This window comes from Tessaracoccus luoxuelianae, assembly GCF_055326245.1.
On the sequence record NZ_JBUZNO010000004.1, the window covers coordinates 208812 to 225197 of the forward strand.

The window sequence follows — 16386 nt, forward strand, 5'->3', positions numbered from 1 at the left end:
TCCAGCAGGACCCATCCAACAACCAGTTCCTGCACCGTGCGCAGGTCGGTTTCGACGCAGCAGCGGGCGCTACGCGCCGCGGCTGGCTCAACCGGCTGTCGGAGGGCCCGGTCCTGGGGAGGTGGCGCACGCAGGACGCGAGGTGGTCGCGGAGCGGTGGATGAGGGGGACCGGTCGCGGTGGGTCGGGCGTTGGGCAAGGCACGCCGGCGGTTTGGGCGTGCCGAGGGCGCCCATGGGCGAGGCCGGTCCCCCTCAGCCGCCGCGGGTGCCGATGGTCTCGAAGGGTCGTGGCCGAGCCGGTGTCAGTGGGCGTCGGTGGCCTCGACCTCGGCTCCGTCGGTGGACCAGTTGACGTGGAACGAACCCTCGCGGTCCACGCGTCGGTAGGTGTGCGCGCCGAAGTAGTCCCGCAGGCCCTGCGTGAGGGCGGCGTTGAGGCGCGGCGCCCGGGCCTGGTCGTAGTGGGCCAGCGCCGACGAGAAGCCCGGCACGGGGACACCCGCCCGGACGGCCTCCGCGACCACGGTGCGCCACGCGTCCTGCGCGTCAGCCAGCCCCGCCGCGACCGACGGCGCCTCCAGCAGCGTGGCCAGCTGGCCGGCCGCGTACTCGGAGCGGATCCGCTCCAGCAGCTTGGCGCGGATGATGCAGCCGCCGCGCCAGATCTTGGACACCTCGCCCACGTTGATCTCCCAGCCGTATTCCTCGGCGGCCATCCGGATCTCGTCGAGCCCCTGGGCGTACGCGACCACCTTGCTCGCCCACAGCGCCTGGCGGATCTGCTCGACGAACGCGGCGCGGTCGTCGACCCCGATGGTGCCGGCCGGGCCGTGCAGCGCGGCCTGCGCCGCTCGTCGCAGCTCGGGCGACGACGAGATGGCCCGCGCGAACACCGACTCGGCGATGGTGTTGACCGGCGTGCCGAGGGTGAGCGCCGACTGCACCGTCCAGGTGCCGGTGCCCTTCATGCCGGCGGCGTCGACGATGACCTCCACCAGGGGACGGCCCGTGGAGTCGTCCACCTTGCGCAGGACCTCCGAGGTGATCTCGATGAGGTAGGAGTCCAGGTCCCCCTCGTTCCAGGTGGCGAACGTGTCCGCCATCTCCTCGTGGCTCATCCCGAGCGCCTTGAGCAGCTCGTAGGCCTCGCCGATGAACTGCATGTCCGCGTATTCGATGCCGTTGTGCACCATCTTGACGAAGTGGCCCGCGCCGTCGGTGCCGATGTAGGTGCAGCACGGCTCGCCGTCGACCTTCGCCGAGATCGACTCCAGGATGGGCCCCAGCGCCGCATAGGACTCCGGGGAGCCGCCCGGCATGATCGAGGGACCCTCGAGCGCCCCCACCTCGCCGCCGGAGATGCCAGCGCCCACGAAGTGCAGACCCAGCCCGCGCAGCTTCTCCTCGCGGCGCCTCGTGTCCTCGAAGAACGCGTTGCCGCCGTCGACGACGATGTCGCCGTCCTCCAGAAGCGGGAGGAGGGAGTCGATCGTGGCGTCCGTGCCGGCGCCCGCCTTGACCATGATGATGATCCGACGGGGTTGCTCCAGGGAGGCGACGAAGTCCTCCAGCTCGGCGGACCGGCGGAAGTCGCCCTCGTGACCGTGTTCGGCGATCACGGCATCGGTCTTGGAGGTGGTGCGGTTGTACACCGCCACGCGGTGGCCGTTGCGGGCCAGGTTCCGCGCGAGATTCGAGCCCATCACCGCCATCCCGATCACGCCGATGTTGGCTAGCTGCGCCTCAGTCATATCCATCCCTTCGTCAGGAAGTCAGGTTCCCGACGAGCCTATCTGGCAGGATCGGAGGACGTCCCGGCCCACCAGCGATTGGATCCGCCATGCGCCTCACCACCACCCTCTGGTTCGCCACCGAGGCGGAGCAGGCGGCCACCCGCTACGTCGAGGTCTTCGGCGGCGCCGCCCCGCACATCCACAAGGGCCCGGACGGCTCCGTCCTGATGGTGGAGTTCACGGTTCTGGGCTGCCACTTCACGGCCATGAACGGCGCCCGGGTCGCGCCCAGCGAGGCGATCTCCTTTCAGGTGCCCTGCGACACCCAGGAGCAGATCGACACCTTCTCCGACGCGCTCATCGGCGAGGCGGGGGAGCAGCAGGCCTGCGGCTGGCTGCGCGACGAGTTCGGGATCTCGTGGCAGATCCTCCCGGCCGAACTGCCCACGTTGATGTCGGACCCGGAGTGGGGCGGCCACGTGATGAAGGAACTGCTCACGATGCGTCGCATCGAGCTGCGCAGGCTGCTGGCCGCCGGCCACGTCGAGTAGGGCTCAGCGCGTCGGACCCCCGAGGAGTCCCAGCCCGCCGATCACCTCGATGACCTCGTCGTCCAGCACCACCTCGACGGCGCCACCGTCGTGCGGCATGCTCGCGGTCATCGCGGGCGTGGTCAGGCGCAGTTCCTGATCGACCACCTCCAGGCGCACGCCGTCGGCCGGCTCCAGCAGCCCCTCGGGAAGCCACGTGAAGCGCTCGCTCGATCCCTGAGGGGCGTGGCGGTCCAGGTCCGGGTGGGGCGTGAGGGTCAGCGTGTCGTCGACGATGCTCATCACGTACGGAAGCGAGAGGCAGCCTGTCCAGCCGTCGCCGCGCACCTCGCGGATCCACGCCATCACGCATGGGCGGCCGTCGGCGTCACGGAAGACCGTGGGCGCGTAGTAGGTGCCGTAGGTCAACCGCCCCCAACGGCGGGCGGTGAACCGGCCATCGGTGAAATCCCCGACGGCGTACCCCGCGTAGTGCAGGGTGCCGGCCTCCCACACCGAGGTGAGCATCACCCACGAACCGTCCACGTCGAACACCTGCGGGCACTCCCACAGCGCACCCATCCACGCACCGTCGGTCTCATCCTTGTGACGGCTGAGCGCGACACCGTCGTAGGTCCACGTCTCGCCGTCGTGGGAGACGTAGCCGTGCATCATCGCGTGGCCCGAGCCCGAGTCGGAGCCCACCAGCATCCGCCAGAGGTCTCCGTCGCGCAGGACGAAGGGGTCGCGGTAGTCCCTGATCCCCAGTTCCTCCGGCGGCGTCGCGACCACAGGCCCCTTCGCCCAGGCGTTCAGGCCTTCGTCGACGGGGCGGGCGGTCCTGATGGCTGCCAGCCCGAGAACGGGCTCCCGAGCGGAGGTGTAGTAGGCGATCAGCCCGCGGTCGTCCTCAACGACGCACCCGGTCCAGATCCCCTCGTCGCCGTCGCCCGGCTCCAACGCGGAGCCCACGTAGCGCAGGCTGAACAGGTCCTCGCCGACGGCGTGGCCCCAGTGGATGGCCTTGTCCCATTCGGCGGTGGAGGGTGAGTGCTGGTGGAACAGGTGGTAGCCGTCCGGGCGGTGGATGACGCCGTGGGGGTCGTTGAGCCAGCCGTGGGGGGAGCGGTAGTGCAACCTCATGAGCCGAGCCTACGGCGAAGCGGCCGGGTTGGGTGGACGAAAAGTCACCTTCACCAACATTGAACAAACCCTAGACAAAGGCGGCTTTTCGTTGCTGTCCTGATCCTCGGCTGGGCTTGCCCGGCAGCCTCCGCGACCCTCCCGAACCCCCCGTCGGGAACGGTCGCGGAGGCTGCCTCTGTCTTGGCTGATGCGTTCTCTACAGGTTGGTCATCCGGTCCAACTCCTCCGGGTACCGGGCGCCGGTGATGACGATCCGATCGGCGGCATCCCGGATCTCGGCCAGTTGGGCGTCGCTGAGCTCGACGGCCGCGGCGCCGAGGTTCTCCTCAAGGCGCTGAATGCGCTTGGTGCCCGGGATGGGAACCATCCACGGCCTCTGGTGGAGAACCCACTGCAGCGCGAGCTGCGCGGGCGTGCAGCCAACCTCGGCCGCCACCTGGTTCAGCTTCTCGACCAGCGCCAGGTTGGCCTGCAGGGCCTCGCCCTGGAAGCGGGGAGTCCGGCCGCGGAAGTCGGTCTCGCCGAACGTGGTCGACGCGTCGATGGTGCCGGTGAGGAAGCCCTTGCCGAGCGGGCTGAACGGGACCATCCCGATGCCCAGCTCCTCGAGCACGGGGATGACGTCCTGCTCGCGGTCGCGCCACCACATGGAGTATTCGCTCTGCACCGCCGCCACCGGCTGGACGGCGTGTGCCCGCCGGATCGTGCCGGCGGACGCCTCGGACAACCCGAAGTGCAGCACCTTACCGGCGTCGATCAGGTCCTTGACCGTGCCGGCCACCTCCTCGATGGGGACGCTGGTGTCCACACGGTGCTGGTAGTACAGGTCGATGTGGTCCGTGCGCAGCCGGCGCAGGGAGTGCTCCACCGCGCGTCGGATGCTGTCCGGGCGGCTGCAGACGCCTCCCGCGGGGACCCCGTTCTCCTCGAACGCGAACCCGAACTTGGTGGCGATCTTCACCTGGTCGCGCACCGGTTCCAGTGCTTCGCCCACCAGGTCCTCGTTGGTGAAGGGGCCGTAGACCTCGGCGGTGTCGAAGAGGGTGACCCCCAGGTCGACGGCCCGCCGGATGAGCGCGATCGCCTCCTCCCGGGGAACATTCGCGGTGGCGCCATAGGCGCCGGTGAGGCTCATGCAGCCCAGGCCGATCTCGCTGACCGTGAGTGACCGGCCGAGTGTGCGTTGCTTCATCGTTCTCCTTCTGTCCGTCGTGTGGAAGCCACGTCTGCCACGCTACGGCCGACGGCGGGGTGCAGGGAGTCTCTGTCAGTACCACGCAGGCGCGCCCGGCCGCGTGTCGGTCGGCGTCGCTAAGGTGGCCAGCGTGATCACCGGTGAACTCAAAGGCAAGATCGACCGCGTCTGGGACGCCTTCTGGTCGGGCGGCATCTCCAACCCGATGGAGGTCATCGAGCAGATCACCTACCTGCTCTTCCTCAAGCGCCTCGACGACGCGCAGACCCTCAAGGAGAAGAAGGCGCGGCTGTACAGCGCTGAGGTCGATGAGCCGATCTACCGCGAGGAGCAGCAGCACCTGCGCTGGGGTCGGTTCGTCCATGCCGAGCCGGGGGAGATGCACCGGGTCGTCGCCGACGAGGTGTTCCCTTTCCTGCGCGGGCTCGGCGACGGCACCACCTATTCGGCCCACATGCGCGACGCCCGCTTCACCATCCCGACGCCGGCGCTGCTCGCTCGCGTGGTCGAGATGATCGACGGCCTGGAGTTGACGGACCGCGACACCAACGGCGACCTTTACGAGTACCTGCTCTCCAAGATCGCCAGCGCCGGAGTCAACGGCCAGTTCAGGACTCCCCGCCACATCATCCAGCTGATGGTGGACATGACCGCCCCCACGCCCACCGACGAGATCTGCGACCCGGCCTGCGGCACCGCTGGCTTCCTCGTGGCGGCCTCAGAGTACCTGCGCGAGCACCACCCCTCGGTGCTCACCGACGCCGAGCAGCGCCGCCACTTCCACCACTCGATGTTCCACGGCTACGACTTCGACGGCACCATGCTGCGCATCGGCAGCATGAACATGCTGCTGCACGGCATCGAGGCGCCGGACATCCGCTACCGCGACTCCCTCTCCGAGGGCGCCAGCGCCGACGCCGAGAAGTACTCGCTGATCCTGGCCAACCCGCCGTTCGCCGGCTCGCTGGACTACGAGTCCACCGCCAAGGACCTCCAGCGGATCGTCAAGACCAAGAAGACCGAGCTGCTCTTCATGGCGCTGTTCCTCAAGCTGCTCAAGCCCGGCGGCCGCGCCGCCGTCATCGTGCCCGACGGCGTCCTGTTCGGCTCCTCGAAGGCACACAAGGACCTGCGGCGGGCGCTGGTGGAGGACCAGAAGCTCGACGCCGTGGTCAAGCTCCCCTCGGGCGTCTTCCGGCCGTATGCAGGGGTGTCGACGGCCATCCTGTTCTTCACGAAGACCGACAGCGGCGGCACGGACGACGTCTGGTTCTACGACGTGAGGGCAGACGGGTTCTCGCTCGACGATAAGCGCAACCCCGTGGAGGTCAACGACCTCCCGGACGTGCTGGGGCGCTGGCGGACCCGGACGACGACGGAGCGCGAACGCGCCCGCACCGAGCAGTCGTTTCTCGTGCCGAAGGCCGACATCGTCGCCCAGGGCTACGACCTCAGCATCAACCGCTACAAGGAGATCGTCCACGACGAGGAGGAGCACCGCCCGCCGCTGGAGATCATCGCCGACATCGAGGCGCTGGAGCAGGAGATCGCGGCGGGGATAGCGGAGCTGAAGGCGATGCTCTCGTGAAGATGGTGCCGCTTGGGGAACTATGCGACATCGTCGTTGGCCGCACACCATCTCGGTCTGATCCCGCGTCTTGGGGGGAAGGGTTCCCGTGGCTGTCGATTGCAGACATGGCTCAGGGCCGACGCATCTTGAGAACCAAAGAACAGATCACTGAGGTTGGTGCTCGGACAGGAAAGCTCATCTCGCCTGGCACGGTTCTCCTGAGCTTCAAGCTAAGCATCGGCAAGGTGGGGATAGCGCAGGTGCCCCTCTTCACTAATGAGGCGATAGCGGCGCTGCCAATCAAGAACCCAAGTGCAGTGGACTCCGGCTACTTGGCGTATGCGCTCCAGTCCATCGACCTATACGCGGGGTCCAACAGAGCGGCGATGGGAGCCACCCTGAACAAGGCGGCCTTGTCGACAATCCCGGTTCGGGTGCCATCTATGACTGAGCAGAGGCGGATCGCGGCGATCCTCGACAAGGCCGACGCCATCCGCGCCAAGCGCCGCCAGGTCCTCGCCCACCTCGACGCCCTCACCCAGTCGATCTTCCACGGGGTCATCGCTTGTGTCTCGCCGGACCGCACCTCATTTGAGCGCCTGGAATCGTTCGTGGATGCGGGCGATCGCATGAACTACGGGGTCGTTCAGCCTGGAGAGGACGTAGCGGCTGGTGTGGCGCTCGTTCGAGTAGGCGATTTGGCTGATGGCCGCGTCGATCGCAGGAATTTGAAGCGGGTATCTGCCGAAGTGGAAGCACCGTACGCGCGCTCCCGGCTGAAGGGCAACGAGATCCTCGTCAGTTGCGTCGGCAGCATCGGAACTGTCAGTCTCGCCTCAGCCGTCGACGCAGGAAGCAACATCGCCCGGGCGATCACGCGGATTCCGATATCCGATGAGGTCACTCGCGGGTATGTGGCCGCGGTACTGAGGTCTGAAGCATCGCAACGGTACTTCCGAGCAGAACTGAGGACCGTGGCGCAGCCGACCTTGAATGTCCGGCAACTCGCCGCCACCCCAATCCCAGTGCTCACCAGAGATGCGCAAGTCGCCCTCGTTACCCGTCTAGATCGAATCTCGGCAGCTCGGGAGCTGACTTCCAAGGAAGTCGTCGTTCACGAGGGACTTTTCGCCTCGCTGCAATCCCGCGCCTTCAAGGGGGAACTCTGATGCTGATGCCCGCCTGGCAGGGGTCCATGGCGCCGGTGCTCCGGCTGCTGCTCGACGGCTGGCGGTGAGGTGGCGGGAGTTGTACGTCCTCGTCGCCAACTCAGTGCGCCTCCCCGATGACCAGCGCGGGGGTGGCTGGCGTGAGGGCAAGTGAAGTTCACCGGATCGGGTGGGCCACGTCCTGCCTGAGCCGCGTGGGGGCGCTGCGCTGGCCCGGTCTTTCCCCGCTGGCTGAGGTGCCGCGCAGCGGCCTCGAAGCCTGAGAAACCTGGGCTGACAAGGTCACTTTCCCGACGCTTCGAGGCTCGTCGCTTCGCCTCGCACCTCAGCCAACGGGTGATGCAAGCGGTGGCGGGTGGTGGGGGCCGGGCCGGGTTGGCTCGGGCATGTGCGACGAGGGCAGGCGCGTCAGCGCCAATTCGAGGAGTCACGGGCGGGACCGGCCCCCACCACCCGCCACGACCCGGCCACGGTGGCCGGCTCCGGACCGGCTCGTACCCACCCGCCACGACCCGGCCACGGCTATGAGCCGTCGGACAGCACAGCCACCACCCCGAGCCCCTTGCACTGATGCTTCAGTGAAGAGACCAGAAAAATCTTCACCGCCGTCGCACTGGCGGGCGAAAAATGTCAGTGGTCGGTCATACGGTGGAACCATGAAAGACGAGGCGCGGGAGATCGCGGAGCGGCTGCGCTCCAGCGATGAGTTGCGCCGATTCGCCGAGGCCCAGAACCTCACCCTGATCTGTGACCTGGCCGAGGTCTACCAGGTGGACTACGACGAGGTGCTGGAGGTTCTGGCCGAGCGGAAGGTGGTCGTCGGGGGCGTCGGCACGCCGGAGGTGTCGGAGTTCATCGGCCTGGAGTTGGCCGGGCTGCTGCGCTGCACGCCCATCGTGGCGGCCGCGAAGCTGGCTGACGCGCTGAACCTGAAGCATCGGCATCCGGGCCTGTTCGCGGCCATGCAGCGGTGGGAGGTCGAGCCGGCCCGGGCCTGCAAGGCGGCGTCGATGTGCCTGGACCTGTCACCCGAGGAGGCAGATCAGGTGACCGGGCGGTGGGTGGTCAAGCAGCAGGCGCTCGGCTGGACCGCGGCGTTCACTCTCCTGCGGAAGATGATCATCGAGGCGGATCAGGCCCGCGCCGCCGAGCGGGAGCGGCAGGCGCGCGAGGACCGCGGGGTGCACGTGTGGGGCCTCCACAACGGGGTGATGAACCTGACCGGCCGCCTCGACGTCCTCGATGCCCGTTACCTGGACGCCGCCGTGGATCGGATCGCGGACCTGCTGGCCGCTGAGCACCCGGGCACGTCCAAGGCGATCCTCCGGGCGAAGGCCCTCGGTGTCCTCGCCAATCCCGCTTACGCGCTCGCCCTCCTGCAGCGAGCCGCGCAACCCGCCCTGCTGGAGAGCCTCTCCGCCGTCCTGGACGGGGCACCCGCTGCCCCGGCAGGCCTCAGCGTCCCGGGCCCCACAGTCGCGGATGGCGGGCAGCGGCATGACCCGCACTGCCTCGGCGCGCTCTGCGGCACCATCACCACGCCCCTGGCCAAGCTCCGGCCCAAGCTGGAGCTGGCGGTGCACATTCACACCGATGCCATCGGCGGGCTCACCGGCACCGCCCGCATCGACAAGGCCGGCCACATCACAACAGCGCTGCTGGCAGACCTGCTCCCCGGACTCGATGTCATCGTCCATCCGGTGATCGACCTGCCGGAGATCCCCGCCGAGGACCGGTACGCGCCGTCGGCGGGGTTGAAGAGGGCACTGCTTCTAGGGATGCACCACGAGATGTTCCTCTTCTCGCAGCGTCGAGCTCAGGGCCTGGACCAGGATCACACCCAATCGTTCGTGCCGGGCTGCCGGGGGCAGACGAGGGTGGGGAACCTCGGCCCCTTAGGACGGAGAGTGCATCGCGCCAAGACCGCCGGCGCCTGGCGCGCGGATCAGCCCAGGCCAGGGCAGTTCTTCTGGCTCGGCCCCCTCGGCTACCGCTATGAGGTCACGCCGAGCGGCACCCGCATGCTTGCATGAGCCTTTCGCTAGTCTGACGCCCATGAGTGGGGTTCGATGAGCAACTTCCGTTTCGTCGAGCCCATCTGGCCTGAGCTCTTCACCGATTGCGTCCGTGCCGAGGGCTATCTGAGGTCAGACCCCCGGTCCGCCTGCATCTACGGCCGACGGGTGACCGAGCGCCTCGTGGATTACCTCTACGACGTGCTCCAGCTCCCACTGCCCTACCGCGACGACCTCAACGCCCGCATCAACGACGCGTCCTTCGCCGCCAAGGTGGGCCTGGGCATCCAGGGCAAGCTCAACCTCGTCCGCAGGCTAGGCAACACCGCTGCCCACAGCATCACGCCGGTGCAGGGCGGCGACGCGCTCGCGGTGCTGAGGGAGGTCCACCACCTCGTGATCTGGGCCGCGTTCCGGTACTCCGATGCGCCCGGGGCTGTGCCCACCTCCGCTGTCTTCGACCCCACCCTCGCGGCGAGGATGGCGCCGCTGAGCAGGGACGAGGCCATCGCGCTGGCCGCCCGCTTCCGGGAGCAGGACGAGGCACACAAGGCCGAACTCGCCAACCGCGACGACCTGCTGGCCAAGGTCGAGGCCGAGAATGCTGAGCTTCGTGAGCGGATCCGCGCCGCGCAGGAGGCCACCACCCTCACTGACCTGCACGACTACACCGAGGCAGAGAGCCGCGACACCTTCATCGACCTCCTCCTCCGCGAGGCCGGCTGGCCGCTCGACGAGGCGAGGGACCGCGAGTTCGAGGTGGGCGGCATGCCCAACGCCTCCGGCCGCGGTTTCGTCGACTATGTCCTCTGGGGCGCCGACGGGCTCCCGCTGGCCGTCATCGAAGCCAAGCGCACCGGGCGGAGCCCGGACGTCGGCGAGCAGCAGGCCAAGCTCTACGCCGACGCTCTGGACAAGCGGTTCGGCCGTCGGCCCGTGATCTTCCTCACCAACGGCTACGAGCACTGGATCTGGGACGACGCCGCCGGCTACCCCCGTCGGCAGGTGCAGGGGTTCTACACCAGGTCCGAGCTGGAACTGATGGTCCAGCGACGCACCACCAGGCGCCCGCTGGCCTCGGTGTCGGTGAACCAGGACATCGCGGGCCGGCACTATCAGGTGCGGGCCATCAAGGCCGTCGACGACGCCCTCGAGCACCGTAAGCGCGAGGCGCTCCTGGTGATGGCGACGGGCTCCGGCAAGACCCGCACCGTCATCGCGCTGGTGGAACAGCTGATGCGGGCCAACTGGGTCAAGCGCGTGCTGTTCCTCGCCGACCGCACCGCACTCGTCAAGCAGGCGGCCCGGGCCTTCAACGAGCATCTCCCGTCGACGCCCGTGGTCAACCTGCTCCAGGAGAAGAGCCGCGACGCACGCGTCTTCGCCTCCACCTACCCGACGATGCTGAACCTCCTCAACGAGACCGACGACAACGGGGAACACCTTTACGGCCCCGGTTTCTTCGACCTCGTCATCATCGACGAGGCGCATCGATCGGTGTACGCCAAGTACGGCGCGATCTTCGAGCGTTTCGACTCCCTCCTCGTCGGCCTCACCGCCACCCCGAAGGACGAGGTGGACCACAACACGTACCGGCTGTTCCACCTCGAGGACGGCGTGCCCACGGACGCCTACCCGCTGGAGGACGCCGTCGCGGACGGCTATCTCGTGCCGGCGCGCGCCGTCGCCGTCGGCACCAGGTTCCTCCGCCAGGGGATCAGGTACGACGACCTGACCGAGGAGGAGAAGGACGACTGGGACGCCCTGGACTGGGGTGACGACGGCACCCCCGCCGAGGTGGGCGCAGACGCCATCAACCGGTTCCTGTTCAACGAGGACACCGTCGATCAGGTGCTCGGCACGCTGATGACCGACGGGATCAAGGTGGACGCGGGAGACCGCATCGGCAAGACCATCATCTTCGCCCGCAACCGCCGTCATGCCGAGTTCATCGCCCAGCGCTTCGACCTCGGCTGGCCCGGCACGGCCGGCCACTTCGCCCGCGTCATCACCCATGACGTCACCTACGCCGATTCGCTGATCGACGACTTCTCCCAGCCCGGCAAGGCCCCCCACATCGCCGTCAGCGTCGACATGCTCGACACGGGCATCGACGTGCCCGACGTGGTCAACCTCGTGTTCTTCAAGCCGGTGCACTCCAAGACCAAGTTCTGGCAGATGATCGGCCGCGGCACGAGGCTCCGCCCCGATCTGTTCGGCCCCGGCCAGGACAAGCGCGAGTTCCTCATCTTCGACTTCTGCGGCAACCTCGAGTTCTTCAGCCAGGATTCCGCCACGGCCGAGGGATCGACGCAGAGATCGCTGACGCAGCGGCTCTACGAGATGCGGCTCTCGCTCGTGACAGGGCTGGACCGGGCCCAGACGGACCGCGATCTCCGCGATGAGGTGGCCCGGATCCTGCATGAGCACGTGGCGGGGATGACCCTGGACAACGTCATCGTCCGGCCGCACCGTCGAATGGTGGAGCGATTCGCCGAACCGGCGTCCTGGCAGCGGCTCGACGGCGACGCAGCCGAGGCGGCCCTCGCTCTTGCCGGCCTACCCACCACGGTCACCGATCCGGACGTCGACGCCAAGAGGTTCGACGCGCTGATCCTCCGCCGGCAGCTCGCCCAGCTCGACGGCGACACCGTGACAGCCGAGCGCATCCGGCAGACCGTGCAGGCGGTGGCGGAGTCGCTGCTGGCCAGGATCGCTATCCCGTCGGTCGCCGAGAGGGCGGAGCTGCTGGAGGCCGTTGCCGGCGACGGGTGGTGGGTGGACGTGCCCCTGCCGATGCTGGAGGTGGCGCGCCTCCGGCTGCGCTCACTCGTGCGGTTCGTCGAGAAGAGCGCCCACAACCCGATCTACACGGACTTCGAGGATCTCCTGACTCCCGCAGTGGAGATTCAACTCCCAGGAGTGACGCCAGGCACGAACATGGAGCGCTTCCGGGCGAAGGCCGCCGCGTTCCTCCGCTCCCATGCCAACAATGTGGCCGTGGAGAGGCTCCGTCGGAACAAGCAGTTGACTCCAGATGACCTCGTCGCGCTCGAGACGATCCTGATCGACAGCGGGGCCGCGCCCACCGACATCGAGAGTGCCGCCCAACGGACCGGGGGTCTGGGCCTCTTCGTGAGATCGCTGGTGGGCCTGGACCGCCCGGCCGCTGTGGAGGCCTTCGGGGAGTTCCTGGACGGCAACCGCTACACCGTCGACCAGGTGCGCTTCGTCACCCTGATCGTCGACGAGCTCACCGCCAACGGCGTCATGGAGCCGGCGCGCCTTTTCGAGTCGCCGTACACGGATCGGGCGCCCACGGGGCCGGACTTCGTCTTCCCCGAGGCACAGGTGGGTCAGATCGTCGAGATCCTCGGCAGTATCAAGGCCCATGCGGTCGTCGCCTGAGCCAGTACCAGGGACCGGTGCTGCGCCGTCGACGGAGGGTCATGGGCACCGCGTAGAGTGGGTGGGAATCCGTGGGGGCATCCGGAGGTTAGCCATGAATGATTCCACCGTCGTGAAAGGCTTGTGCCGTGCAGAACCCGTCTGACCTCTACCGCTTCACCACCGAGGCGGACCGCAACGCTCCGGGTTCAGGTGTGCTTCTCGTGGCCCTGGGCGCCTTCATCGACGCAGGACAGGTCCAGGGCATGCTCAGCGAGCACCTCATCGGGACCGGCAACGCCGAGGTGGTCGCCTCCTTCGACGTCGACCAGCTCTTCGACTACCGGGGCCGCCGCCCGGTGATGATCTTCGACACCAACAGGTGGGCGGAGTACGAGGCTCCCGCCATCGTGCTGAACCGGCTCACGGACCGCGACGGTCACGGGTACCACCTCCTCACCGGACCGGAGCCGGACTTCCAGTGGGACCGGGTGGTCGAGGCCATCCGCGAGATCGTCGCGGCGCTGGGGGTCACGCTGGTGGTCACCGTCAACGGCATCCCCATGGGGGTGCCGCACACCAGGCCGGTCGGCATCACCGCGCACGCCACGGACGCCACCCTCATCGGCGAGGTGAAGTCGCCGTTCGGGCGCGTGCAGGTGCCCGCCTCGATCGGCGCCCTGCTCGAGCTGCGTCTGGGCCAGTCCGGGCACCGCGCTGCCGGCTTCGCCGTTCACGTCCCGCACTACCTCGCTGCCTCGGAGTTCGCCGAGGGGGCCCTGGCGGCGCTCAACGCGATCGTCGACCTGACTGGGCTCAACCTGCCCAACGACGCCCTCATCGCGAAGGCCGAAGCCACCCGTCGTGCCATCGCCGCCGAGGTGGAGGGCAACGAGGAGATCAGCGCAATCGTGGCCGCCCTGGAGCAGCAGTACGACGCGTTCGTCCAGGGGCAGCACCTGCCGAACCTGTGGGCCGAGGGCTCGCCGATCCCGTCGGCCGAGCAGCTCGGCGCGGAGTTCGAGAACTTCCTCAGAACGGTCTCCGACGACGAGACTGACTGACGCACTCTGGTGTCAGCCGTGTCGGACCCTCAGGCATCGACCCTGCGGTAGGGGTTCAGCTGCAGCCCAACTCTCGAGATGATCGAAGGTCGTCAGCTCCCCGACCGAGTTGCCCAGTTCGGGGACGAGGATCCGCGCTTTGGGAACGCGCAGAGGATGGTGAGCGCCCCGAAGAGCGCCAGCAGCAGCCTGTGGTGCTGCATGCTCAGCAATCGTGACTATCGTGCCCCGATCGATCCTTCAAGACGGGTGACGACCTCGTCACGGCGGTCTCCCCGACCCGTCTGATGCACATGTATCACAATTCCCGGCGTGCGGTCGGGCCAGCAGTCGCGGCACGGCTCACGAGGTGCCGCGCGCGCGCTCCTGCCGGTATTGGCTTGGGGTGATGCCCACGTGCTTCTTGAACGTGCGGGAGAAGTAGTTGACGGGCTGAAAGTCTAGTTCCGTGGCGATCCGTCGAACGGGCTTGTCGGTGTGCTCAAGCATGAGCTTCGCACGGTCCAAGCGCTTGCACGTGACGTAGTGGTTGTAGTTCTGCGAGGTGTGCTGCTTGAACTGCCTGGCGAAATGCGATTCGGACAGTGCCAGGTATGAAGCGGCCCTCCCGACGGTGAGGTAGTCCATCGGGCTCCTCTCGATCTCGTTCAGTAGCGTCGCCATGGTCCGGTCACGTTCGGCGATCCTCGGGGTAACCAGGCCGTGAAGCATCACCAGCAGGCGCTCACAATGGACCTGACACTCGTATCGGTTCATGTCGGCACGCCGCTGTCGACGCCTCCGCAACACGGTCGCAGACATGGCCCGTGCGCAATCGGGGCCTTCGTCGGTGGCGATGCTCATCAGGGCGTCCTCGTACGGAGCCAGGGCCATGCTGGGCACCTTCTGGCTCCAGCGGGGCAGCAGTCGGTCGAGATAATCGCCGAGCAGGTCGAGGTTGCCCGCGAAGTCATGGGCGCGTACGTTCCTCGCCATGTGGTCGATCTCGAGGACGGGCGCGGAGGTCGACACCTTCCTGAGGGTGCCGTTGGTGAGCTGGAAGATGGCGTCGGCGGCCCGCTGTAACTCCTGGAACGAGGCGGCTTCGTGTTCGCGGTCCAAGAGAACTGTGCCGGACAGCACCGTGCCCGCGGCACCGCCCATCGAGATGGAGACAGAGAATTCGACCGGGGCCTCGTCACACCTGGTGGCAGGGTCGTAGCCGATCCAGTCACGGACATCGCTCGACTCCACGGGTAATTCCCCCTTGACAGCGCTTGTTGCCAGATTCGGACAGCCTAACAGCGCCCCTGGAGGCCAGGGGGGCAAGTACGAGATGGCGGTTTTTTGTAGCAAGTGGGTCGGTTCGTGTATCGGTTGGCTCCCTAGACTGCGGGGAATAGGTGAGCGGAACCGTTCACAACAGAAGCCTTTCAGTGTTGAGGGGGATGGTACGTGGGCATCAACGACGTAATCGTCTGGATTCTGATGATCTGCATGGTCCTCGGGGGACTGGACCGGGCGATCGGAAATAGGTTCGGACTGGGAGAGAAGTTCGAAGAGGGGTTCAACGCGATGGGCCCCCTCGCCCTGTCCATGGTGGGTGTCTACGCCCTGTCACCGGTGCTCGCGAAGATCCTCGGGCCGATCGTCGAACCGGTCTACAAGCTGTTCGGCGCAGACCCCGCCATGTTCGCCGGCACGCTGCTGGCCAACGACATGGGCGGTTGGCCGCTGGCGCAGGCGATGACAGACAACCCTGACGCGCAGCGCCTCTCCGGCCTCATTCTGGGTGCCATGATGGGCGCCACGATCGTGTTCACGATCCCCGTTGCGCTCGGCATCATCGACAAGAACGATCGACCATTCCTGGCCAAGGGCGTACTCGCAGGCATCGTCACGATCCCGCTCGGCGTCATCACCTCCGGCGCGGTCGCCGGGATGCCGATGGGTTTCGTGCTGGTCAACACGATCCCGATCATTCTCGCGGCGGCGCTGATCGCCGTTGGGCTCTGGTTGAAGCCAGACGCGATGACCACCGGCTTCCTCTGGTTCGGCAAGGGTCTGGTTTTCATCATTTCCATCGGTCTGGTCATCGGCGTCTTCGAGACCATGACCGGTGTTCAGATCATGCCTGCCGGTTGGGAACTCCTGCCGGTGACTGAAGGCTTGGCCATCGTGGGCTCCATCGGCATGATGCTGCTCGGCGCTTTCCCGGCCGTGCACCTGATCGTGACCTTCGGCGCGAAGCCGCTCGGCTCGCTCGGCAAGCTGATCGGCATCAACAAGTCGGCGGCCGGCGGTCTCATTGCCACGCTCGCCAACAACATCGCCATGTTCGAGATATATTCAAGAACATGGACAGGCGCGGCAAGATCCTCAACGCAGCGTTCGCGGTCGGTGCAGCCTTCGTGCTCGGCGACCACCTCGGCTTCACGGCCGGTGTGGCTCGAGACATGATCGCTCCGATGATCGCAGGCAAGCTGATCGCCGGCATCAGCGCAGTCGCCTTGGCGCTCCTGCTGTTCTCCAAGTCCAATCCTCCCTCCGACGCCGATGTCGAAGAGGCTGTGGCAACCGAGGCTGGGGAGTGATC

At 67.4% G+C, this 16386-nt stretch carries 12 protein-coding genes; 8 read left to right on the forward strand and 4 right to left on the reverse strand.

Annotated features, from left to right (window positions below):
- Window positions 1-304: 304 nt before the first annotated feature.
- Window positions 305-1759 (reverse strand): NADP-dependent phosphogluconate dehydrogenase, encoded by a 1455-nt coding sequence (gnd, locus tag ACZK39_RS07855; RefSeq protein ID WP_463612987.1) that lies wholly within the window; start codon window positions 1757-1759, stop codon window positions 305-307.
- Between the two features lie 83 nt (window positions 1760-1842).
- On the opposite strand from gnd, the gene ACZK39_RS07860 reads away from it, so the two are divergent.
- Window positions 1843-2286 (forward strand): VOC family protein, encoded by a 444-nt coding sequence (locus ACZK39_RS07860; protein ID WP_463612988.1) that lies wholly within the window; start codon window positions 1843-1845, stop codon window positions 2284-2286.
- Window positions 2287-2289: 3 nt separating this feature from the next.
- On the opposite strand, the gene ACZK39_RS07865 is transcribed toward ACZK39_RS07860, so the two are convergent.
- Window positions 2290-3408: a glycoside hydrolase family 32 protein gene (locus ACZK39_RS07865; protein WP_463612989.1), complete on the reverse strand. Its 1119-nt coding sequence runs from the start codon at window positions 3406-3408 to the stop codon at window positions 2290-2292.
- Window positions 3409-3607: 199 nt separating this feature from the next.
- Window positions 3608-4603: an aldo/keto reductase gene (locus ACZK39_RS07870; RefSeq protein WP_463612990.1), complete on the reverse strand. Its 996-nt coding sequence runs from the start codon at window positions 4601-4603 to the stop codon at window positions 3608-3610.
- 133 nt (window positions 4604-4736) lie between these two features.
- Between ACZK39_RS07870 and ACZK39_RS07875 the strand changes: the two genes are divergently transcribed.
- The 5 genes from ACZK39_RS07875 to ACZK39_RS07895 all read left to right on the forward strand — a co-directional run bounded on the left by ACZK39_RS07875 (window position 4737) and on the right by ACZK39_RS07895 (window position 13811).
- Window positions 4737-6194, forward strand: a complete 1458-nt coding sequence (locus ACZK39_RS07875) for a type I restriction-modification system subunit M (RefSeq protein ID WP_463612991.1) — start codon at window positions 4737-4739, stop codon at window positions 6192-6194.
- A 2-nt stretch (window positions 6195-6196) separates the two neighbouring features.
- Complete coding sequence (locus tag ACZK39_RS07880) at window positions 6197-7345, forward strand: restriction endonuclease subunit S (protein ID WP_463613078.1); 1149 nt, start codon at window positions 6197-6199, stop codon at window positions 7343-7345.
- 656 nt (window positions 7346-8001) lie between these two features.
- A complete protein-coding gene (locus ACZK39_RS07885; protein ID WP_463612992.1) occupies window positions 8002-9378 on the forward strand; it encodes a hypothetical protein in 1377 nt (458 codons plus the stop codon).
- A gap of 36 nt (window positions 9379-9414) precedes the next feature.
- Complete coding sequence (locus tag ACZK39_RS07890; protein ID WP_463612993.1) at window positions 9415-12768, forward strand: DEAD/DEAH box helicase family protein; 3354 nt, start codon at window positions 9415-9417, stop codon at window positions 12766-12768.
- A gap of 128 nt (window positions 12769-12896) precedes the next feature.
- On the forward strand, window positions 12897-13811 hold the full coding sequence (locus tag ACZK39_RS07895; protein ID WP_463612994.1) for a proteasome assembly chaperone family protein: 915 nt from the start codon (window positions 12897-12899) through the stop codon (window positions 13809-13811).
- A 342-nt stretch (window positions 13812-14153) separates the two neighbouring features.
- Here the strand turns inward: ACZK39_RS07895 and ACZK39_RS07900 are convergent, their stop codons facing one another.
- Window positions 14154-15044, reverse strand: a complete 891-nt coding sequence (locus ACZK39_RS07900; protein ID WP_463612995.1) for a helix-turn-helix transcriptional regulator — start codon at window positions 15042-15044, stop codon at window positions 14154-14156.
- Between the two features lie 201 nt (window positions 15045-15245).
- On the opposite strand from ACZK39_RS07900, the gene ACZK39_RS07905 reads away from it, so the two are divergent.
- Window positions 15246-16250, forward strand: a complete 1005-nt coding sequence (locus ACZK39_RS07905; protein WP_463612996.1) for an ethanolamine utilization protein EutH — start codon at window positions 15246-15248, stop codon at window positions 16248-16250.
- Window positions 16148-16384: an ethanolamine utilization protein EutH gene (gene eutH / locus ACZK39_RS07910; protein WP_463612997.1), complete on the forward strand. Its 237-nt coding sequence runs from the start codon at window positions 16148-16150 to the stop codon at window positions 16382-16384. Before ACZK39_RS07905 ends, eutH begins: the two co-directional genes overlap by 103 nt.
- Window positions 16385-16386 lie beyond the last annotated feature (2 nt).

What these genes read in the sequence shown, in the direction of transcription:
- ACZK39_RS07870 (WP_463612990.1), bottom strand. Translation starts at nt 4,603, where the DNA reads ATGAAGCAACGCACACTCGGCCGGTCACTCACGGTCAGCGAGATCGGC.
- ACZK39_RS07885 (WP_463612992.1), top strand. Translation starts at nt 8,002, where the DNA reads ATGAAAGACGAGGCGCGGGAGATCGCGGAGCGGCTGCGCTCCAGCGAT.
- ACZK39_RS07880 (WP_463613078.1), top strand. Translation starts at nt 6,197, where the DNA reads ATGGTGCCGCTTGGGGAACTATGCGACATCGTCGTTGGCCGCACACCA.
- ACZK39_RS07890 (WP_463612993.1), top strand. Translation starts at nt 9,415, where the DNA reads ATGAGCAACTTCCGTTTCGTCGAGCCCATCTGGCCTGAGCTCTTCACC.
- gnd (WP_463612987.1), bottom strand. Translation starts at nt 1,759, where the DNA reads ATGGATATGACTGAGGCGCAGCTAGCCAACATCGGCGTGATCGGGATG.
- eutH (WP_463612997.1), top strand. Translation starts at nt 16,148, where the DNA reads ATGGACAGGCGCGGCAAGATCCTCAACGCAGCGTTCGCGGTCGGTGCA.
- ACZK39_RS07860 (WP_463612988.1), top strand. Translation starts at nt 1,843, where the DNA reads ATGCGCCTCACCACCACCCTCTGGTTCGCCACCGAGGCGGAGCAGGCG.
- ACZK39_RS07865 (WP_463612989.1), bottom strand. Translation starts at nt 3,408, where the DNA reads ATGAGGTTGCACTACCGCTCCCCCCACGGCTGGCTCAACGACCCCCAC.